This window comes from Paenibacillus marchantiophytorum, assembly GCF_014640555.1.
Lineage (GTDB): Bacteria > Bacillota > Bacilli > Paenibacillales > NBRC-103111 > Paenibacillus_E > Paenibacillus_E marchantiophytorum.
In genome coordinates this window covers 1-22,061 of the sequence record NZ_BMHE01000011.1, presented here as the reverse complement: position 1 = coordinate 22,061, position 22,061 = coordinate 1, and the positions used below count along the sequence as shown (strand labels likewise).

The window sequence follows — 22,061 nt, the reverse complement described above, 5'->3', positions numbered from 1 at the left end:
GGGACGAGGATCCATCAGAGGCGATACTGGGTAGGCGAAATGGCAGAAAAGGCAGCTGGAAGTTCCGAATCTATGGAGATAACGCTGAAAAACATCGCTAACGCTAAGGCGGGACAGGAATCGGCATCTGTAAGGCTGAAAAACAGCCTTAACAGCAGGGAAAAGGCCAGAAGAGTGCTGAATCCACGGAGATAACGCTGAAAAACATCGCTAACGCTAAGTGAGGACAAGAAACGGCATCTGTAAGGCTGAAAAACAGCCTTAACAGCAGGGAAAGGGCCAGAAGAGTGCTGAATCCACGGAGATAACGCTCCAAAACATCGCTAACGCTAAGTGAGGACAAGAAACGGCATCTGTAAGGCTGAAAAACAGCCTTAACAGCAGGGAAAGGGCCAGAAGAGTGCTGAATCCACGGAGATAACGCTGAAAAACATCGCTAATGCTAAGTGAGGACAAGAAACGGCATCTGTAAGGCTGAAAAACAGCCTTAACAGCAGGGAAAAGGCCAGAAGAGTGCTGAATCCACGGAGATAACGCTGAAAAACATCGCTAATGCTAAGTGAGGACAGGAATCGGCATCTGTAAGGCTGAAAAACAGCCTTAACAGCAGGGAAAAGGCCAAATGAGCGCCAAATCCACAGGAGGTTTTCCCGTTAGCACGCTGAAAACCTTCCATGATAAGTTAATTTATCCCATAATCTTGATAAACCAACCCTTTAATCTTAATTTCGCCCCTTTCAAAAGGGGGGTTATTTTTCTATGATGGTTCTATCAACTACGAATACACGCCAGATTCACAAGGAAAGGAGTTTTCGAGTACTAATAATGCAAGCGCTTACGCATTGAGAGTAGAAACGAAACTGAACGGATTTAACTATACGGGAGGTAAAAGATGCGAAAGATAAGTAAAATTGTTTCATCGATTTCTGTGATGGCTGTTGCTCTTAGTTTTTTGATTCCTGGCGTTTCCAAGGCGGCTACGCCGATTACGGAGGCTAACTCATCGATTTTTGGCCCCAATGTGTATGTGTTTGATCCTTCTATGTCGGCCTCTGACATTCAAGGTATAACGAATTCGGTGTTCAGCCGACAAGAATCCAACGAGTTTGGAAGCGAAAGAGATGCCTTCTTGTTCAAGCCAGGCACCTATAATGTTAACTTCAATGTTGGTTTTAACACGCAAGTGGCGGGGCTCGGGCAGAATCCAGGGGATGTGACGATTAACGGCGGTTTGAACGTGAATGCGGACTGGGATAACGGCAATGCGACCCGGAATTTCTGGCGATCCATCGAGAACCTGACGATTGCGCCATCAACCGGCAAAACGCAAATCGCGGTTTCACAGGCTGCGCCTCTTCGTAGGCTGCATATCAAGGGCGAGCTGCAATTGTTTGATTTTGATGCGAATTGGAATGCTGGATGGGCAAGCGGAGGATTTCTCGCAGATTCCATTATAGACAACGCGATCGTGCCAGCCTCACAGCAGCAATGGTTAACGCGAAACAGCCAGTATGCCAGTTGGTCCAACGGGGTTTGGAACATGGTATTCGTTGGTGATGCCAAACCGCCTGCTGGTCAATTCCCGAATCCACCTTACACGGTAGTCGAGAAAACGCCGATTATTCGTGAGAAACCTTACGTGTATATCAATGATGCTGGGCAGTACCAAGTGTTCGTACCCTCGCTTCAAACGAATACACAGGGAGTTAGCTGGGCAAATGGCTCGACGCCAGGCCAATCGATTGGAATCGATCAGTTCTACATTGCGCGTCCGGATACTTCCAATGCGGCCAGTATTAATGAAGCACTAGGGCAGGGCAAGAATCTTTTATTTACGCCGGGAATCTATCACTTGAATGATACAATTCGTATCAATAATGTCAATACGGTTGTACTCGGTCTCGGTCTGCCTACGTTAATACCGGATACGGGCAAGGCCATAATGACAGTTGCTGACGTCGATGGCGTGAAGATTGCAGGTCTTGTTTATGAGGCAGGCCCCATCACATCGGCTACTCTTCTCGAAGTTGGTCCTAACGGCAGCGCAGCGGATCATTCTGCTAATCCCACTTCGCTGCATGATATTTTCTTCCGAACAGGCGGTGCTACGGCGGGGTCCAATGATGTGGCGCTCAAGATTAACAGCAATCAGGTGATCGGTGATCATTTCTGGTTGTGGCGCGCAGACCATGGCGCTGGGGCGGCATGGACGAACAACGTTTCGAAGAACGGTCTTGTCGTGAATGGCAATAATGTCACTCTGTATGGCCTGTTTAATGAACACCATAATGAGTATCAAACGTTGTGGAATGGCAATGGCGGCCGTGTCTACTTCTATCAATCGGAAATTCCTTATGATGTTCCCAATCAAGCAGCTTGGATGAGTCAAAACGGAACCGTCAAGGGGTATGCTTCTTATAAGGTTGCTGATTCTGTAACCAGTCATGAAGCTTGGGGCCTTGGTGTGTATGCCTACTTCAAAGATGCGGCTGTTAAGCTCGAGAGCGCAATTGAAGTGCCAAAAGTGGATGGTGTGAAAATTCACCATGCGACAACGATTTGGTTGAACGGAACGCCTGGCAGCGAAATCACGCATATTGTCAACTCAACCGGAGGCAGCGTTTATGCCAATTCACCGGGTGATGCGATGCGGCAAACGGTAACGGAATTCGTTGGCTCCGACGCTGGAGATACGACTGCGCCAACAGTGCCAGCGAATTTGACGGCGACGGTGAATTCGAGCAGCCAAATCAATTTGAGCTGGAATGTTTCCACAGACAATGTGGGTGTAGCTCGCTATGAAGTGTATCGCGATGGGGTGCTTATCGCGACGCCAGCTTCGAACTCGTATAATGACACAGGGTTAGCTGAAGCAACGGCCTACACGTATACGGTTAAGGCAAAAGATGCGGCAGGCAACGTATCCGCAGCCAGCAATACGGCAAGCGGAACAACACCGGCCAAACCGTTGGACCGCACGGGCTGGACAGCAACTTCATCCCCGACAAGCGGAGATGGTCCGGCGAATCTAATTGATGGCTCCATGAATACGCGTTGGAGCACAGGCGCGGTGATGGTTCCAGGGCAGTCTTTCACACTGGATATGAAAGCGATTAAAAGCATTTATAAGATTGTGATGGACTCAACTGGAAGCAGTCAAGATTATGCGCGTGGCTATGAGGTATATGTTTCTACAGATGGCACGAACTGGGGCAGTCCAATTGCCAGCGGAACAGGCACTGGACCCGTCGTTACAGCCAATTTCTCAGCGCAGAATGCCCGTTATATCAAGGTTGTACAAACGGGAACATCGTCAAGTTGGTGGTCTGTAAGGGAAGTCAATGTATTTGGCAGTACAGCAGCTGGCACATCGTTGACGGGACCGTCTGCGGTTGCTGGCGGGCAATCCTTTGATACAACATTAGTCGTTAATGGGGTTGCGACGAGTGTCTACGCACAAGATATTACTTTAGGTTTCGATGGGAATCTGCTGGAATTTGTTTCTGCAGATGCAGTGAAAGAGGGTTTAATCCTCGTAGATAAGAAGCTGGAATCCAATAAAATTCGCTTGATCACAGCCAATGTAAGCGGCTCAAGCACTAATGGCGAATTGATTAAGCTTCATTGGAAAGCGAAGTCGCCAGACGACCTTGCGAATACAGCCATTACGCTATCGCAATTGACGCTGGCGGATGGGCAAGGGATTGAAGTGCAAATGGATGGTGCTACTCATCCGTTAGCGATTAAAGCAAGTGTTGATCTTACATCGCTTAATACGCGAATTGCAGATGCACAAGCTGCGCATGATGCGGCAGTTGAAGGCACACAAGCTGGTCAATATCAAGCCGGCGCGAAAGCTGCGCTGCAAACTGCGATTAATCAAGCGAAAGCAGTTGCTGCGAACCCTGATGCGACGCGTCAACAAGTGGCGCAAGCCGTAACAACATTGAATGCAGCGCTGCAAACATTTACTCGATCTGTCATTACCAGATCACCTGGTGACACGAACGGAGATGGCAAATTCTCCATTGGCGATTTGGCCATTGTTGCAGCGGCTTATGGTAAAACTTCTGCCGATCCAGATTGGGAACAATACAAGAAGGCAGATTATAACAATGATAATCAAGTGGATATCCAAGATTTGGCTGCGGTTGCGCAAAAAATATTGCAATAGTTTGATGTAATATTCAACAGGTAAAACTCCGCCATGCATGATACGAAATGTATCTTGCATGGCGGGTTTTCCTGCTATATATCCATACACATTATGATGGAGAAGGGGAAATCCGAATGGGCTTGCGGAAATGGGGTACCCGTTGTTTGGCGTTACTGATCCTACTTACGATGAATCTTCCTTTCGCATCTGCGGCAACGGAAGTAGATAAGCAACCTGTTTATACATTATCCGTCTCGAATGATACGCCTTCCAAAGGCGATACGGTGGAGGTTCTGATCAAAGGGAGCCATCTCAAAGATCTCTATGCTTTTGAAATTAATTTGGATGTGGATGCCACAACATTGAAACTGATAGAAGCTAAGACAGAGGTATCCGGATTTTCGGTTGGACCTATTCAAAAGGAGAATCACATTCAACTTGCGCATACACGTGTTGGTCAAGTCAAGGGAATCGACGGTGATCAAATCTTATATAAAGTGAAGTTCGAAGCCATTCGCTATGGACAAGTTGAGCTGCGCATCAGCAAGGTGAAGACCGTCGATTCGGCACTTGCAAGTGCGACACTTCAAATAGATGCTAAGCATAATTTTACGATAAAAAGTCCTTATTTATTCGATGATCTTGATAATTACGAATGGGCTATTAAGGCCATTGAAGCACTGGCAAAAGCCGGCATCGTTACCGGCACCTCGGATCGTATGTTCAGTCCGGAAGCTTCGATAACGCGCGCTGATTTTGTTGTGCTGCTCATGCGGACACTGAAGCTCAAGGGCGAGGCAGGTCAAAGCTTCGATGATGTGCAGGACGGCCTGTACTATACGACAGCATTGGCGCAGGCTAGAGGTTTGGACATTGTACAAGGGGACGAAAGCAACAACTTCCGGCCCAAAGCCTCAATCACAAGAGAAGACATGATGGTGCTAACGGATCGGGCACTGCGCGCGGCGCAATTAAGCCTAGCAACCAGTGAATCCGTATTAGATGACTTCAATGACGCGTCCATCATATCCGATTATGCCATCGGCAGTGTTGCGATACTCGTGAAGCTTGGACTGATTCAAGGTTATGATCAAGGCATTCATCCGAAAGAAACATCGAATCGGGCGCAAGCTGCGATGCTGATCCAAAATCTACTTGCGTACGTGGAGCAGAAACGTTAATGATGTGTAATCAACAAAAAAACGAGCAGACTCTACGAGTTTACTCGTTTTTTTGTTGACAATTCTATTACATTACTGATTTTTCTGCACTGCTCAAATGTTCTTTAATCAGATCTGCGGTGAGTTGGCCAGACAAGGTCACCATCGGGACGCCGCCACCGGGATGCGTTGATCCGCCGACGAAATAGAGGTTGTCGAGGAGGTCGCTCTTGCTCGGGATTTTGAAGCCGCCATTGAGCTTGCGGTCCGTAACCACCCCATAGATCGAGCCGCCATTAGACCCATACAGCTGCTGAATATCGTCCGGAATAAATGTATACTCGAATTCAATATGCTGCCTGAGATCGGTCAGTCCCATGCGTTCGAGCTTAGACAGAACGAGATCACGGTACGCCTCTTTCTGGGAAACGAAGCTCTCACCAGGTTTAAGCGGGGGAACATGCGTAAGCACGAAGAGATTTTCTTTGCCCTGAGGTGCTTGACTCGGATCGGATTTGCTGGAAACGCCGACATACACAGTCGGATCAGCCGTAGCTTTTCCCTCTACGAAAATATCGTTGAATTCCCGATCAGGGTCCTCCGAGAAGAAGAAATTGTGATGCAGAAGCTGCTCATACACTTTATCCACACCAAGGAGTAGGACAAGCCCTGATACCGTTGGCTCGTATTTGGCCAAATCTTTGGCACGCTCCGCTGATTTAGGATGTTGTTTCAATAGGCTGTGATGAGCAGGAATCGCTTCTAGATTAGAAACAATGAGATCAGCGTCCACAAAGCTGCCATCCTCTAGAATAACGCCAGTTGCCGACCGGCCTAGAGTCTGAATCTGAGCAACAGGTGAGGAGGTGCGAACTTCTACGCCAAGCTCGCCAAGCAGCTTCAGCATGCCTTCAGCAATCTGATACATTCCGCCTTCAACATAGTAGATGCCAAGTCCCATTTGCACATAAACTAATTGTGACAGAACAGCGGGGGCTGCATACGGCGAGGATCCGATATACATAATGAAAAAATCAAACAATTGTCGAATATGTTTATCCTTCAGAAACCGATTTGTCGTCTGATGCATCGTCCTTAAAGGATCCATAGACAGCAGTTCTTTCATAGAGTGGAACCGACGAAGATCGCTTAAGCCAGAGAGACTACGGTTATAGAAGCTTTTGGTGTTGAGGAGATACATGTTTTGGCTATACTGCAAATAAGAGAGGAACCCAGCCGCATCGGCAGGTGAAATTTGTTCGAATTGCTGTAACAATTGAGGTAAATCGCTTGTAATATCCAAGGTTACCCCGTCTTCAAAAAAAGTGCGCCATTGCGGCTCGACACGAACTAATGTCATGTAATCTTCTAAACGACGGCCTGCAGAAGCAAAGAGCTGCTCCAAAACCCAAGGCATTGTCAATATAGAGGGACCCGTATCGAAGGAATATCCTTGCCCGGATCTCATATTTAACTTACCGCCAGCTCGTTCGTTTTTCTCGAGTACCGTTACCTGATGTCCATCTGCCGCAAGGCGAATGGCGGAAGACAGACCACCGAGGCCGCCTCCAATTACTACGATTTTTTTGCTCATAGTGAGCACATCCTCTCATCATTGGTCATTATGCCGAAACGATGCTGATGACAAAACCATATACACAATTGTATAATTATTGTAGAAGTAATGTCAAAGGTTGGAATGTCGAGCAGAAAGAAGGAACGGACATGAACATGCCGAACACGTACGAACCTACCGATGAACAGAGCCGTCTGGAAGCTGCGATGCATGCGGCTCGGAGGGCTTTTCCCATTTGGAAAATACAAACGGTTCAAGAACGCCTCCGTATACTAGCTAAACTTCGCCAGCTATTGGTTCGAGACATGGATGAATGGATCGAGCTCCTATCCCATGAAGCTCACAAAACACCGATGGATACCTTAATGACCGAGCTCTATGTCACCTTAGAAGCCATCGCTTACTATGAGAAACGCGCAGCGCGGATGTTACGCACCCAACGTAAGAGAACACCTATCGCTTTTGTGGGGGCGCGCTCCTATGTTGTACATGAGCCTTATGGTGTTTTACTTGTGATTACACCATGGAATTTCCCTTTGCAGCTTGCACTAGTGCCTGTCATTTCTGGGTTAATTGCAGGTAATGCTGTGCTGCTTAAACCATCTGAGAAATTGCCCAGAGTTGCCGCGAAGCTGTCATCGACACTAAGCGAAGCAGGCTTTCCGGTTGGACTTTGCCAAGTCATTCAAGGTGGCAGCGAAATTGTGGAAGGACTGATTGAGGCGAAGCCTGATAAAATCTTCTTCACTGGCGGTGAACAAGCAGGACGTAACATTCTACAGCGAGCAGCTGCGCATCTCATCCCTTGCGATATGGAATTAAGCGGCAAAGATCCAATGATCGTGTGCGCGGATGCGAATATCGAGCGGGCCGCAGCGGCAGCAGTTTGGGGAGCCTTTCTAAATAGTGGCCAAGCTTGTATCAGTGTGGAACGGGTGTATGTACATAGACAGCAATATCAACCGTTCTTAGAAGCAGTGCTGAGACATACACGAAGCTTGCAACAAGATATCGCAGGCCGATGGGCCGATGTTGGCGGCATGACAACAATAGAAGCTTGGTCGAAGGTTCAAACTCAGCTGCAAGATGCCGTCTCAGGTGGTGCTATTGTGGAAATAGGAGGGTTAACCCCAGATGCTGAACCCCCACTATTCCCACCAACAGTCTTGACAAATGTTACCAATGATATGCGTGTGATGCGTGAGGAAACCTTCGGTCCTATCTTACCCATACTCGCATTTGACGATGTGAGTGAGGCTATCAGGCTGGCTAATGACTCTCCTTATGGTCTAAATGCCAGTATTTTCACCCGATATGCAGCAAACGGACGTAAAATTGCGGATCAACTAGAGACTGGCAATTGCGTCATTAACGATGTTGTTCGGAATATTAGTAACATGCATCTTCCTTTCGGCGGTGTGAAGCAGAGCGGATTCGGCCGCACCCATGGTGAGGAAGGACTTCTTTCTTTTTGTCAAAGCAAGTCTATTATGGTGAAGAAAGGCAGGCATAATCGCGAAATCAACTGGTACCCGTATAAGAAATCGTCATTTGCATTCATGAAGAAAGGCATTCGCTTCTTGTTTGGTCGAGGTCCACGAGTATGATCGCATCAACGTTTGTGTGGCTTGGTGGACTTATTTGTGGGGCATGGCTCTTGGGCAAAATCCTTCCCCTGGAAGGGAATTATCGTAACTCTTCGTCCAGGGGTCACAACCCTAACCTACCCCGCATTTCGGTCATCATTCCAGCGAGAAATGAAGAGCGGAATCTGGCTGTGTTGCTGCCATCCATCCAAGAGCAGCACATCCCTGATCTCGAGGTCATCGTCGTTGACGATGGATCAACGGATCGTACGGCAGAAGTCGCTTTATCCTACGCGGCTCGGATTATTACCCCTGACGAGCTGCCGCCCGGCTGGCTCGGCAAAAGCTGGGCGAGCTGGCATGGCGCGCGGGCCGCAAGCGGTGATCTGCTTATTTTCTTAGACGCAGATACCTGTATAGAACCTGGAGGCCTATGGAAGCTGGCCGCGGCAGGACTAGAGCAGAACGGGCTTCTCTCCATTCAACCCTATCACATCATGAAGCGCCCCTATGAATCGTTATCGGCATTTTTTAACATCGTGGTACTGGCTGCCGTTGCAAACCCGAGACCCATTGAGCATAACCGGAACCGATCAACAGGCGCATTCGGACCTTGTATTGTTTGTACGCGGGATGCATACTTTCAATCAGGCGGACATGAGGCAATTCGTCATCATATCCTCGAAAATCACAGTTTAGGTAGTTTATTGGCGAGACAACAGCAACCTGTACGTAACCGAACTGGTGAAGGGGTATTATCGTTTCGCATGTATCCGGAAGGTTTTGGGCAGCTCGTCAGTGGCTGGAGTAAAAGCTTCGCTTCTGGCGCTTCTTCTACAACGCCGCTACGCTTACTAGCGATTATCTGGTGGTTGACGGGCGCGGTGACAGTTGTCACACAATCAATCAATTCACAGATGTGGTCATCTCCCCTTGCTAGCCTGCTATGCTTTACCAGCTATACGGCATACGCCCTATTGATCTATGCGCTGCTCAAACGAGCGGGCAACTTCAGTGTGATGACAGTCATCTTGTTCCCGATTCCACTGTTTGCCTTCATGGGAATCTTCGCGAGCTCGATGCTGCAAACCTTTTTCAAACGCAAGGTGACTTGGAAGGGACGCTCCATTTCAACCTCAAAGGGGAGAGAGGAACCATGAGAATTATCGAGATGACGCCCATATGGACTTTACTTGCTGATATCACAGGATGGCTTCTCGTGCATTTGGGGGTGTCCTATCTATTTTTCGTCATGCCAGCTGGGTGGTTTATACGAATAACAGATGGCAAGTTGCCCGATTCACATGGGCTGCGAGAAGAAATTATCTCTGAACGGTATCTCCGAATTCGCACTTGGAAGGATAGACTTCCCGATGGCGGAGGACTTTTCCCTGGGGGCTTTGCGAAGAAGAAATTCGCTAAACTGGATCAAGCATATGTGAGTACATTTATACGGGAAACACGGCGAGGGGAGTGGACGCATGTTGGTTCGATGCTGCCGGCGCCACTTTTTTTTATGTGGAATGAGCCCCTATATGGGTGGGTGATGATGATCTATGCCATTATAGCGAATGTGCCTTTCATCCTCATACAGCGCTATAACCGCATCCGATTGCAACGAATTCTTAGGAAATTGACAGAAAAGAGTGGGAAATAATGATGTACACAATTAAGCAAGCCTCGACACTTCTAGGGATTCCGGCTGTCACAATAAGGGCTTGGGAAACAAGATACGGCGCAATTAAACCCGTTCGCACGGAGGGTGGCTACCGCTTATTTACGGACAAAAACATGGAAGATCTCCGTTTTCTCAAAGTACAAACAGACGAGAAAGACATGACGATCTCGCAAGCGGTTCGCTTGTTGAAGGAGCAGCAGGATTTACGTGAACAACTGCTGGACAACAAGCCGGAAACGGATGCTTATCCAGGCAAACAAGCGCATCAGGACATGATTGACCGCTTATATGACAGCTTGAGTAACTTCCGGACCGAACAAGCGAAAACGATGGTAGAGCTTGGCTTTTCAATGTACGGCTACGACATGATGATTTATCATATTTTATTCTCGGTCATGATCAAAGTGGGCACGGAATGGGAAGAAGGACGCGCATCCGTTGCGCAAGAGCATTTCATTACACAATTCATTACACAGCGGTGTTTGAGCTTCTTTCATCTGTTCCCTGTGGACGAGCGGGTGCCGCGTATGTTGGCTCTATGTCCAGCAGGCGAGCATCACCAAGCAGGGCTTCTCTTATTTTCTTTATTTTTACGAAAAAAAGGGGCAGACGTTCTGTACTTGGGCCCTGATACGCCGGAGGACGGTATCCAGAAGATCCTGCAAGAGCAGCATATTCGGATCATTTGCCTCTCGTTGACTGATCCTAAATTAATGGACCAAACCTTTGCATTCATTGATCGTTTGCGGGCATCTAATCTGGAACTGGAAGTTGTTCTTGGCGGGCAGGGTTTTCAGGATGTGCCAGAGCCGTACGCTGCATGGGTGCTTCCAAGTGATAATCAGGATGAATGGGAAAATTGGTTTCAAGACCGGGTGCTGAGGTTCTAATTTGAATTCTTGGGCAATAATTAACTAGACAGACTATTATCAAGTATGTATTATATTTGTATAAGGTTTGTATAGTTAGTGGAACGCTCAAGGAAGGAAGTGGGCCTCAGGATGAGTTTAGGTAAAGTTGCGGTGATAGGCGCAGGACCGGGCGGGTTAGCTGCTGCAATGGAGCTCGCTGGACGGGGCTATCAAGTGACCGTATATGAGAAACAGCCCTACATTGGGGGAAGGACCTCACGCGTACAGCTAGGTGAGTATAAGTTTGATCGTGGGCCAACCTTCTTCATGATGCCACAGCTTCTAGAAGAGATGTTCGAGTCCGTGAATCGCTCCTTACACGATTATGTGAAGCTCATTGAATTAGATCCGCTGTATCGCTTGCAGTTTGGCGATGTGCATTTCTCGCCTACACGCGATGAAGCGCGAATGGTGGAGCGCATTGAGGAGCTTTTTCCCGGCAATGGCCAAGGGTATTTACGATTTATGAAAGAGGAAGGCGAGAAGTTTAACCGGGTGTCACCCCTATTGCAAAGGCCTTTCGGCAAGCTAAGCGACTATATCTCTCGCGATGTGTTTCAAGCGTTGCCACGTCTTAATGCGGTAGGCAGTGTGTATGATAGATTGTCTCGTTATTTTACAGATGAAAAATTAAAATACGCCTTTACGTTTCAAGCCAAATATTTAGGCATGTCCCCGTGGGATTGTCCAGGTACGTTCACGATTTTGGCCTATTTGGAGCATAAATTTGGCCTGTTTCACCCCATTGGCGGCGTGAATCGTGTCTGTGAAGCGATGGCGGAAGTAATTAGGGAATACGGGGGTGTGATTGCAACCTCATGCGGCGTCAAAAGTGTGCTAAGCAAGAACGGAAAGGCAGTCGGACTGCTCTTAGATAGCGGTGACAAAATAGATGCCGATCATATTATCATTAATGCGGATTTTGCGACGGCGATGAACCGGTTATTTGAACCGGGGGAGCTTCACAAATATAGTTCAGCTAAGCTGGCGAAAAAGAAATATTCCTGCTCGACCTTTATGCTTTATCTTGGGGTGGATCGCGAGATTAGGATGCCTCACCATACTGTGCTTTTTGCAGAGAATTATCGAGAGAATGTACATGACATTATGACCAAAAAGGTGCTTTCACAGGACGCATCTATCTATATACATAATCCGGGAATTATTGATGCTTCCCTTGCTCCACAAGGGAAAACCGCCCTATATGCCCTCATGCCAGTGCCCAATTTGAGTGCGAATGTGAAATGGGAAGAGCAACAACAACGCGTGAAAGAGGCCATGATAAACCGCATGGAGCAAGAGCCTGAGCTGAAGGGATTCTCCTCGCACATTGAAGAAGAAGCCATAATATCACCTTTAGATTGGCGGAATGACCATGATGTCTATGAAGGCGCAACCTTTAATTTAGCCCATACACTGGATCAAATGATGCTGCTGCGTCCCCACAATCGTTTCGAAGAGCTCGGCAATTGCTGGCTCGTTGGGGGAGGGACTCATCCGGGAAGCGGATTGCCGACGATTTTTGAATCGGCTCGCATTTCAACCCGCTTACTAATGGCACAAGACCGTAAGGACCGCATCAGAGTCGGCGGCGCTGCTTCAGCCCTCCACAAGCAGAAGGAGGCAACCCAATGGAAGTAGCCTTTGTTGGTGGTGGAATTGGCAGTTTAACAGCCGCACTGTTATTGAGCAAGCAGGGTAAGAAAGTGACCATTTATGAACGAAACACGCGGCTTGGCGGCAGATTGGCCTATCAAGAAGGCGGCGGTTATCGGATTGATCAGGGACCAACGATCGTTCTCTTGCCGGAGATGCTGCTTAGTATTCTGGAAGAGGCGGGGATTGAACGTTCACGCATTCCGCTGCTTGAATGTGATCCGTTATATCGCATTCACTATGCGGACGGGACTGTTTTCCATAAATGGCGGAATAAACGAAGGCAGATTGAAGAGCTGCAACGATTGTTCCCTGACGAAGTCGAAGGCTTTCAACGGTATATGGAAGACATGGAAAAAGCTTTCGTGCAAGGGAAAGAGGCGTTTCTGGAAAAGCCGTTCTTGCGTAAGCGAGAGTTTTATACGTTGCGAAACATTTCCCTATTAACAAAGTTGAAAGCGTATAAAAGTGTACGTTCATTTGCAGGGAGATATTTTCGTAATGAGAAACTGCTTGATGCTTTCTCTCTACAAACCTTATACATTGGTGGTGCGCCTTTTCAATCCCCAGGACTATACACGCTGCTCCCCTATGCTGAGCATGCGTTCGGTGTTTGGTATGTCAAAGGCGGTTATGCCGGCTTAGTTGCCATTCTTGAAGAGGAACTGCGCAGAAGACATGTCTCGATACGCACAGAAACGTCGATAGAAGGATTATTACTAGATGCTGGTCGTTGTATAGGTGTAAAAGTAGCAGATGGCGGCGAAAATAGACATGATGCTGTTGTATTTAATGGGGACTTTCCTCATCTGACCAAATTGCTTCCTAAGGGTACTGTGTCTGAGAAAGCTTATAAACCGTCATCCGGCACGATTCTGATCTATCTTGGTCTGAATAAGCAATGGGTACATGCTGCTGCCCATCAGTTCTTTCTCCCCAATGAATTAACCGATGGGTTGAAGGACATTTTCATAAAGAATAAGCTCCCAAAGGACCCATCTTTTTATATTTTTTATCCAACAGCCATTGATCCAGATGCTGCACCCCCGGGTGAGAGTGTGATGTATATGTTGCTCCCGTCACCACCACACGGTTCCGTATCATGGGAAGATGAACTGCCCGCGCTTGTTGACCATGTCATCGATGAGGCTGAGAAACGAGGATTTCCGGGTTTAAGGGCAGCGATTCAATGGAAGGAAGTTCGATCACCGAAGCATGCGGAGTCCGAGGGGCTTTACCAAGGAGGAAGTTTTGGCATCGCTCCAACTTTCGGTCAATCGGCCGTGTTTCGACCGCAAATCGTACCGTATCCCATTGAAGGGTTGTATGCTGTAGGGGCATCTGTTCATCCCGGCGGAGGTATACCTATCGTAATGCAAGGCGCTAAACTACTTGCTAATCATTTGTTAAAGGAGTGATGGGATGGAACTTGCAATGTGCTTATCCCAATGTGAAGCCATGATTCAGAAGGGCTCGTCTTCGTTTTACAGTGCCTTTCGTTCTTTACCAAGTCCAAGGCGTGAAGCTGTTTATGTGATTTATGCGTTTTGCCGAATCATTGATGATGCGGTGGATGAACCAGACCTCTCTCCATTTACCATTGATGAGATAGAATCAAAGTTTACCCACCTGGAAGAGGGGGAGGGACATTTCATTTGGCCATCCTTACGGTGGCTTTTCGCGACATTCCCAGTGACCCCAATGCCATTTCTCAAACAAATGGAGGGGCAACGACGCGATTACACCCTAACCCATTATGAGTCAATGGCTCAACTAGAGGATTATTGCTATCTGGTTGCAGGTACCGTTGGTGAAATGCTGCTGCCTGTCCTGCATGATCATCCAGATCAAGCAATCGTTGAGGCTGGCATTTGGCTAGGCAAAGCGATGCAAATTGTGAATATCGTACGTGATGTCGGTGAAGATCAGAAACGTGGACGGCGCTATTTGCCGCTTGATTTATTTGCTCGTCATGGTTACAGCGAACAAGAATTTCAAGATGGTGTAATTAACGAACGCTTTCGTCAACTCATTCAAGAGCTTGATACGCTGTCGCGCAGTTGGTTTGTACGTGGGATGCAGGGCATTGAAACGTACTCGCCACAGAGCGCTTTTTCCGTCGAGCTGGCCGCCAGCTTCTACGCAGCCATTCTAGATGAGGTAAAAACGGCTGATTATAAAGTATTTACAAAGCGGGCTGTAGTGGGCTCTTTGCGCAAAGTCAAACTGTATGCGGATATAAAGAAGAAATATATGTTCATCTCCGAAGCTAATGAAAGATCTGCGGTATCTCTATGATTCGACTTGTTTTTACCGTTTGGTATCTCATAGGGCTTGGGATGATGCTGACAATTGGTGTTCCGAATTGGCTATCGTTCTCGAATGGGCTTTTTCTCGTATTCTTTGCCCTGTACGCCTCTAGCCTTGAAACAAGGCTAGGCGAGAAGCGCATTGAAAGTTGGGCGAGAATTATCATAATTGGCGCCATCACCTTTGTGATTGAAGAGGTAGGGGTTCGAACAGGCTGGCCATTCGGAGAATACAGCTATACGCATGTACTTGGCGTTTCGTTAGGTCATGTTCCACTCGCTATTCCCTGTGCGTGGATCGGCATCCTTATCGCTGTCGTTAACATGTTAACGTTGACGAATCGCTGGCTCCGTGCCCTATTAACGGGGATATGGACAGTTATTTTTGACATGGTTCTGGATCCGGTAGCTTTCGAACGACAATTTTGGGTATGGGCAGAGCCAGGGGACTTCTATGGCATTCCGGCAACTAACTTCATCAGCTGGTTTGTCATAGCTGCGCTGATTTCACTCTTATTCCCAACGCAACGTTCATCGAAGCACATACAGTATGAATCCACTCGGCTGGTTCAAGCGATGCTGCTCATGTTCGGGCTCCTGGGTGCCAAAGAGGGCTTATGGATTCCTTTCATCATAGCATTTGCCGGCATTCTACTGGCGCAAGGAGGGATAAGGGTTGATCGCATCCGATACAAGCAGATGGTTTAAATGGCTGTTTAGCCACTATAACGAACGCTATTTGTTGCAGCGCCATTTTCACGCCATTGATACGGTCGGTGACATCGATCCGGCTCCTCCAGGACGGCCAGTGCTCTATATGATGAATCACAGCTCATGGTGGGATGGATTGATTGTGTATCAGGCTATTGTTCGTGCTTCCAAGCGCGAGCATTTCATGATGATGGATGAAAAGCAGATGTCACGCTATCGCTTTTTTCGAAAAATAGGAGCTTTTTCGATTGACAAGTCTTCATATCGGGGCGTGATAGAATCTCTGCATTATAGTGAACAGTTGTTGAAGCAAGGGCATAGCGTGTGGCTATTTCCGCAAGGAGATATCCAACATCTGGAACATCGACCGCTTCAGTTTCAAAATGGGATAGGCTACTTGTTAGAGCGTTGCCCAGAAGCAATCGTACAGCCGGTAACCGCTTATTATTCCCTCGGTCTTCATCAGAAGGCGGAAGTCAGTCTACTATTTGGAATGCAGATTGAGCATGATTGGCTGCTAGAAAGCAGGAAACTTAGGAATGCAATGCTCCGCGCCCGTTTGGAGCAACAATTAGATGATCATCGCAACCTAGTAATCAGAACGAATGGCGGTGCAATAGTCGGAGCACGATCTCTCCTGCAAACTACGCGTTCAACGAATGAAAAGTACGATGCTTGGAAGAACGGGGTGGCAAAATGGACATCTTTCTTTGGACGGTAGCTGTAGCCTTGTTGCTGCAGCTATTATTCGTTATTTGGAACCTCACGCAGCTGCCTCAACTTGGTGGAAACGGGCGTGGGAGAGCTTGGCTGGATGGGGAAGAGACGAGTATTTTGGCAATGGAGCAGGACGCAGGAGTAGAGCGGCGGGAAGAGATAGAAGTAGTAAAGGAAGCAGCGGAGATGATGAATATAAAGCCGCGGCTGTCGGTGCTTATTCCCGCACGCGATGAAGCGATGAACATCGCAGCGTGCTTGCGATCGGTGTTGGTGGAGCCGTCCCCGCACCTGGAGGTGCTGGTGTTGGACGATCGCTCCACGGACGGCACGGCCGATGCCGCGCGCCACGCGGCGGCTGGCGATCCTCGCGTGCGCGTTCTGCCAGGAGCGGCTTTGCCGCCCGGCTGGCTGGGCAAATCGCACGCGTGCCACCAACTCGCCGAAGCTGCGCGCGGCGAGTGGTGGCTCTTCCTCGACGCCGATGCGCGTCTCGCGCCAACGGCGCTTGCCGCTGCTCTGGACACCGCGCTCGCGCAGGGTCAAGGGCTCGTGACCGGTTTCCCCTTGCAGGAAACCGGCACGTGGATGGAGAAGCTCATCGTTCCGATGATGAGCTTCTCCATTGCCTGCCATCTGCCGATACGACTCGTTCGGCAGTCGGCAGACCCCAAGTTCGTAGCCGCCCACGGCGCTTTTCTGCTGATTGCCGCAGAAAGCTACAGGGCGACAGGCGGGCATGCCGGCTTCAAGAGTCATCTTGTCGATGATATGCAGCTAGCCAGCGCCGTCAAAAAAGCCGGGCTCCCCGTCACCTTAGCCGATGTTCGCCCCCATATCTCCATGCGGATGTATCAAGATGACGCAGGTGTATGGAACGGATATAAGAAGAATATATTCGCAGGCTTAGGACGAAATAGTCTGATTCTAACCTTTATGTTAACGACTTATGGACTTCTCTATCTCCTTCCACCTTTGATGCTACTCATCTGTATCTCTGTAGAAATCGCAATATCTTCCCTGCCCTGGCAATCCAATATATTCTTACCAAGCCTGCTAGGATATTTGATTGGCGTATGCATAAAAGCGGTCATTGATCGAGGAAGCGGTCAGCCATGGTGGTTGAGCTTTTTCTTACCAGCTAGCATATGCTTGCTGACTGCCATTGCATTAGCTTCGTGGTTGGCAAGCTTTACTGGCAAGGGATATGAGTGGAAAGGGAGGCGTTACTCATGAAGAAAGTCATCGTCATTGGTGGCGGTTTAGGTGGCATGTCTGCAGCGATCCGGCTAGCTCATGCAGGCTATCAAGTAACTGTGCTGGAACAGCAGCCAACATTAGGAGGCAAGCTGCAGCGCGTCGTGCTCGGGGGCTTTCACTTTGATCGAGGGCCTAGTACGATAACCATGCCACAAGTCTTCGAGCAGGTCTTTACAAATGTCGGGCGACGGATGGAGGATTACGTGACATTCTATCCGGTCGATCCGGGTACACGGAATCACTTTCATGATGGAACCTCCGTCGATACATCCTCTGATTTGGCTAAAATGGAAGCTCAGATTGCCGTGTTTAGCCCTGCGGATGCGAAACATTTGAGAGCTTTCATGAAAGAATCCGCTGAGCTGTATCAGCGCGCTGATCGGTTGTTTATGAATCGGCTGTTGTTATCGTGGCGGGACAAAACCGATTGGCAACTGTTAGGTGGACTTTTGCGAATTCGACCGTGGTTGACATTGGATCGCTTATTGAGGCGTTATTTCCGGCATCCCAATACGTTAGCCTTATTCGGACGCTACGCCACTTATGTAGGTTCGGCTCCGAGCCATGCACCTGCTATTTTCGCTATGCTTGCTCATTTAGAATTACAAATCGGCGTATATAGCGTTCAAGGTGGTACCTATCGTATCGTAGAAGCATTCCGCCAGTTGGCCATGGAGATGGGTGTAATGATTCGTACATCGGTGAGGGTTGACAAGATTTCATCCGCCAATGGCCACATCACAGGTGTGGTTTCGAGCGATGGAGACTATGCGGCTGACATCGTTATAGCGAACGGAGATGTGTTATCTATATGCCAAGATTTGATTAATGAATCAGAGCGCCCATCGATGAGAAATGACCGAATCACCGCTTACGAGCCATCACTGTCAGGGTTCGTTTCCCTCGTCGGGAGCAAGGAAACCTTCGATAAGTTGCTTCATCATACAGTCTTCTTTCCTGAGCATTATGGGCGTGAGTTTTATGACATTTTTGGAGAAGGGAAAGCAGCGCAAGATCCTGCCATTTATGTTTGTCATTCGGGATATTCGGAGAATGGGGTGGTGCCAGATGGAGGCAGCAATCTCTTCATTTTAGCCAATGCACCATCGACATCACCAAAAATCAAATGGGAGGAACAAGCCGACACGTATCAGAGGCAGCTCTGGAGGAAACTTGAGTACTATGGTTTGTCAGGATTTACACAAAATGTTCAAGTTTCAGATACGTTTACTCCAGACCAGTTGCAAATGCAAACTTCAGCTTATCGGGGGGCGATTTATGGCATTTCTTCGAATTCTGTCCGCCAAACGTTTGCTAGACCCTCCAATCAAGCAAATTTGAAAGGGTTATGGTTTGTCGGCGGTACGACCCATCCAGGTGGAGGAACGCCAATGGTCACACGATCGGGTCAGCTCGTTGCTGAAGCGATCCTTTCGCGATGAAGTCATAAAATCGAGACATATTAATCCTCAACTAGAAGAAACGAAGATGAATTTGGTCACTAGCTATAAGGAGTGATATGGAATGAAATATTTTTTGCTTACTGGCACCTCTCGCGGCCTCGGTGAAGCTCTTGCTGAACAACTTATTCAACCCGAACACCATCTCATCTGTCTGTCCAGAACGAGAACGATGAACACGGCACTTATTTCTGCAATTCCACCAATAGACTACCTAGAAATTGATTTAAATGATACTGACCAGATTGCTACGATAATGGAACAAGCCTTCAGCCGGATAGATAGATCGAACGTGGAAGGGATCTACCTGATTAATAATGCAGCCGTTGTCTCGCCGCTATCCCGAATCGAGCAGGGGAGATCAGAGCAGTTCAAACAGAATCTTACCGTAAATTTACTTGCACCGATCGTGCTGACATCCTTGTTCATTCGTTTATCTGAGTCGTTTCAAATAGAGAAAAGAGTGTTGAATATCTCCTCAAGCTCCGCCAAAAACCTGCTTCCAGGTATGAGCGTTTATTCAGCCTCGAAAGCCGGGCTGGACGTCTTTTCCAAATGCGTTGGAGCTGAACAGGGAGATGGAGCAAATGCCGTGAAAGTGGTGTCCGTTTGGCCAGGTATGATCGATACGGCTCTCCAGACAGAAGCCAGGAATATGGACAAGGAAACTTTTGCATCAGCGGATATCTTTCAAATGGTCAAAGATCGCGGTATGCTGGCTTCTCCTGCGGATGTGGCAACGAAGTTAATTAAATTGCTGCTTGGAGATCACTTTATACAAGGAACTGTTATTGAAATTTAACTGGTGGTGAATTGCAAACGTTTACGCTATAATATAACCCAGATAGAGACCAATATTTTGAATTACTCGGAGGTTCTGGGATATAATGGCGGGCAAACCTAAACGATCAACCTTCCGAAACCGCTTGGAAGAGATGGTCACCTCACTTCGTACAGATATCGTAACGGGGAATCTCAAGCCTGGCGAGTATCTGGCATCTGAATTAATGCTGGCTGAGCAGTTTCAACTTAGCAAAAATTCCATTCGCAAAGGGTTGGACACCTTGCTTGATCAGAAGATGATCGAGAAGGTGCCGCGTATCGGCACGCGTGTCGTTGGACCTGGTTTAAGCGAAAGGGTTACTTTGAAATTCGGATATTACCCCAGCTTAACGCTGGAAGCCAACTTATTGCAGTTGGTCGAGATGTTCAAACATCGGCACCCGCATGTGGATGTGCAGATGATTCCGCTGTCCCAATCGTATTTTAGCCAGAATGTGAAAGAGGCGCTGCAGAGGGACGGAATCGATCTGATCACGATGAATACCTACAATTATGAGTCTATTCGCGGGGAAGGGGCCGTCGGGGATATTCTGGAACCGATGGAGCGCCGAGATAGTACATATCCATTTCTGCTGGAGCCGTTCGCAGAAGACAATCATTTGTATGTGCAGCCGATGATTTTTTCGCCGATCGTGCTCTGTTACAACAAAGATCATTTTCAAGAAGCGAATTGGCCTGAGCCGGACAGCAGTTGGAAGTGGTCGGACGTGCAAAAAGCGGCTGCAGCCATCAGACAGAAGCAGGATCGGATTGGCATCCTGTTTCATTTGCAGTCCATTAATCGCTGGCCGCTGTTCTTGCTGCAAAACCGCGTCGTTTTTGAAAGAGATGCGCAAGGGAAGCTGAAGCTGGATAATGAGAATTTCAAGGAAGCGATGCAGATCAGCTACCAATTATTTGAAGACATGAACCCGGAAACGGTCTATATGTCAGAAAACGATTCGGATGCTGAACGATTTTTCTTGCAGCAGAAGGCTTCGATGATCGTAACCAGCTATTACAGTTTGAACCATTTGCGCAATGCCGAATTCGCCTATGATATTGCTCCGCTGCCTTACTCCAAAGAGGCGAAGACGCAGTTGTTAATTATTGGATTGGCGATTCATAAGTTGAGCAAAAATAAAGATGCAGCCAAAACTTTGGTGGATTTTCTGGCTTCGTCAGAAGCGCAAATGCATCTTCGCAAGACGACGCTCAGCATCCCAAGCTTCAAAACCGTTGCTGAGTCTACTGGGAAAGAGATATTGTCCAGACCGTCCCACTACATGATGTACCGGGACATTATTCCAACGTTCAGCTTCTATTCAGACATGAATGTGACATTTAAAGAATTGGAAGCGATGCGGCATATGTTCAAGCTGTACTGGGCAAGACTTGATGATTTCGAAAGTGTTTGCCGTCAGTTGAAGGATTCGATGTACGTCTAACTTGGATCGCAAGGCAATAGAAGGACCTAGCCCGCTGGCCAGGTCCTTTTGTGCGTTTTCGTGTGAACGCGGAGTTACTCCAGCTTCCTCGCGTCGAGGGAGGGAACTACGGTGCGCTATTCTAGCCAAATGTGTCATTATCCAGAGGTTGAGGGAACTGCAGTACGTGAGCGACCGCGGTAAAGTCGTGTAATTTAGCAGGTGGAACTCCTGCTTGGAAAGGCAAAAGCCATGCCACCAATAACGAGTCTTGGGCTGCCGCCAGTAATGTCGGGTGCTAAGCGTAGACAGTTAGGTAGTAGGCCTGAAAGTGATGGAGCCTCGAAAATAGTTGCAATGGGAAGGCCGACAGTTTGCGTACACTGGAAGGCAACACTTGATTTAGCGAAAGAAAAAAAAAAAAAGTGGTTAGCGCAATCAAGCTTCCCCGGGGTCATAGAGCCAGGCATGCTACACAATGGTTACACGGGAACCTGGGAGACCCTGCGACTCTTTCATGAAGGAGTACTCGTTAGGAAAACACATGAGAGTATGGCAAACAACTGATCAAAAAGGAGAATGCCAAACGGTGCGCAGGGAGTCGGATAGCTGCATAGTACCAAAGAAACCGA

General features: G+C 48.1%; 16 protein-coding genes. 15 read left to right on the top strand and 1 reads right to left on the bottom strand.

All coding sequences use genetic code 11. The annotated features are described in order from the left end of the window. Positions 1-892: 892 nt before the first annotated feature. Both IEY34_RS13000 and IEY34_RS12995 read left to right on the top strand, forming a co-directional pair. A complete protein-coding gene (locus tag IEY34_RS13000; protein WP_189012162.1) occupies positions 893-4,174 on the top strand; it encodes a pectate lyase-like domain-containing protein in 3,282 nt (1,093 codons plus the stop codon). Between the two features lie 116 nt (positions 4,175-4,290). Then, the gene (locus IEY34_RS12995; protein WP_189012160.1) at positions 4,291-5,337 is read left to right on the top strand and encodes an S-layer homology domain-containing protein; all 1,047 of its coding nucleotides are present in this window, start codon (positions 4,291-4,293) and stop codon (positions 5,335-5,337) included. Between the two features lie 67 nt (positions 5,338-5,404). Here IEY34_RS12995 and IEY34_RS12990 read toward each other — a convergent pair whose 3' ends face one another. Continuing rightward, positions 5,405-6,910: a phytoene desaturase family protein gene (locus IEY34_RS12990; protein WP_189012158.1), complete on the bottom strand. Its 1,506-nt coding sequence runs from the start codon at positions 6,908-6,910 to the stop codon at positions 5,405-5,407. 131 nt (positions 6,911-7,041) lie between these two features. On the opposite strand from IEY34_RS12990, the gene IEY34_RS12985 reads away from it, so the two are divergent. The 13 genes from IEY34_RS12985 (at position 7,042) to IEY34_RS12925 (ending at position 21,450) form a co-directional block, all read left to right on the top strand. Then, entirely contained in the window at positions 7,042-8,499 is a 1,458-nt protein-coding gene (locus IEY34_RS12985; protein WP_189012156.1) for an aldehyde dehydrogenase family protein, read from the top strand. Beyond that, positions 8,496-9,638, top strand: coding sequence for a glycosyltransferase family 2 protein (locus tag IEY34_RS12980; protein WP_189012154.1), 1,143 nt, complete (start codon positions 8,496-8,498; stop codon positions 9,636-9,638). The genes IEY34_RS12985 and IEY34_RS12980 overlap by 4 nt, the downstream gene beginning before the upstream one ends. Further along, positions 9,635-10,135: a glycosyl-4,4'-diaponeurosporenoate acyltransferase CrtO family protein gene (locus IEY34_RS12975; protein WP_229757629.1), complete on the top strand. Its 501-nt coding sequence runs from the start codon at positions 9,635-9,637 to the stop codon at positions 10,133-10,135. Before IEY34_RS12980 ends, IEY34_RS12975 begins: the two co-directional genes overlap by 4 nt. After that, a complete protein-coding gene (locus tag IEY34_RS12970; protein ID WP_189012152.1) occupies positions 10,135-11,046 on the top strand; it encodes a MerR family transcriptional regulator in 912 nt (303 codons plus the stop codon). Before IEY34_RS12975 ends, IEY34_RS12970 begins: the two co-directional genes overlap by 1 nt. A gap of 111 nt (positions 11,047-11,157) precedes the next feature. Next, positions 11,158-12,708, top strand: coding sequence for a phytoene desaturase family protein (locus IEY34_RS12965; RefSeq protein ID WP_189012150.1), 1,551 nt, complete (start codon positions 11,158-11,160; stop codon positions 12,706-12,708). Beyond that, positions 12,699-14,141 (top strand): phytoene desaturase family protein, encoded by a 1,443-nt coding sequence (locus IEY34_RS12960; protein ID WP_189012147.1) that lies wholly within the window; start codon positions 12,699-12,701, stop codon positions 14,139-14,141. The genes IEY34_RS12965 and IEY34_RS12960 overlap by 10 nt, the downstream gene beginning before the upstream one ends. A gap of 4 nt (positions 14,142-14,145) precedes the next feature. Beyond that, a complete protein-coding gene (locus IEY34_RS12955) occupies positions 14,146-15,021 on the top strand; it encodes a phytoene/squalene synthase family protein (protein WP_189012146.1) in 876 nt (291 codons plus the stop codon). Then, a complete protein-coding gene (locus IEY34_RS12950; protein WP_189012144.1) occupies positions 15,018-15,740 on the top strand; it encodes a carotenoid biosynthesis protein in 723 nt (240 codons plus the stop codon). The genes IEY34_RS12955 and IEY34_RS12950 overlap by 4 nt, the downstream gene beginning before the upstream one ends. Further along, positions 15,709-16,464 carry a lysophospholipid acyltransferase family protein gene (locus IEY34_RS12945; protein ID WP_189012143.1) on the top strand — a complete coding sequence of 252 codons (756 nt, stop codon included), beginning with the start codon at positions 15,709-15,711 and terminating at the stop codon, positions 16,462-16,464. The genes IEY34_RS12950 and IEY34_RS12945 overlap by 32 nt, the downstream gene beginning before the upstream one ends. Continuing rightward, the gene (locus IEY34_RS12940) at positions 16,440-17,696 is read left to right on the top strand and encodes a glycosyltransferase family 2 protein (protein WP_189012142.1); all 1,257 of its coding nucleotides are present in this window, start codon (positions 16,440-16,442) and stop codon (positions 17,694-17,696) included. Before IEY34_RS12945 ends, IEY34_RS12940 begins: the two co-directional genes overlap by 25 nt. Further along, positions 17,693-19,162, top strand: coding sequence for a phytoene desaturase family protein (locus tag IEY34_RS12935; protein WP_189012141.1), 1,470 nt, complete (start codon positions 17,693-17,695; stop codon positions 19,160-19,162). The genes IEY34_RS12940 and IEY34_RS12935 overlap by 4 nt, the downstream gene beginning before the upstream one ends. A gap of 82 nt (positions 19,163-19,244) precedes the next feature. Then, positions 19,245-19,982, top strand: a complete 738-nt coding sequence (locus tag IEY34_RS12930; RefSeq protein WP_189012140.1) for a (S)-benzoin forming benzil reductase — start codon at positions 19,245-19,247, stop codon at positions 19,980-19,982. A gap of 85 nt (positions 19,983-20,067) precedes the next feature. After that, a complete protein-coding gene (locus tag IEY34_RS12925) occupies positions 20,068-21,450 on the top strand; it encodes an extracellular solute-binding protein (protein ID WP_189012139.1) in 1,383 nt (460 codons plus the stop codon). The last annotated feature ends 611 nt before the right edge of the window (positions 21,451-22,061 follow it).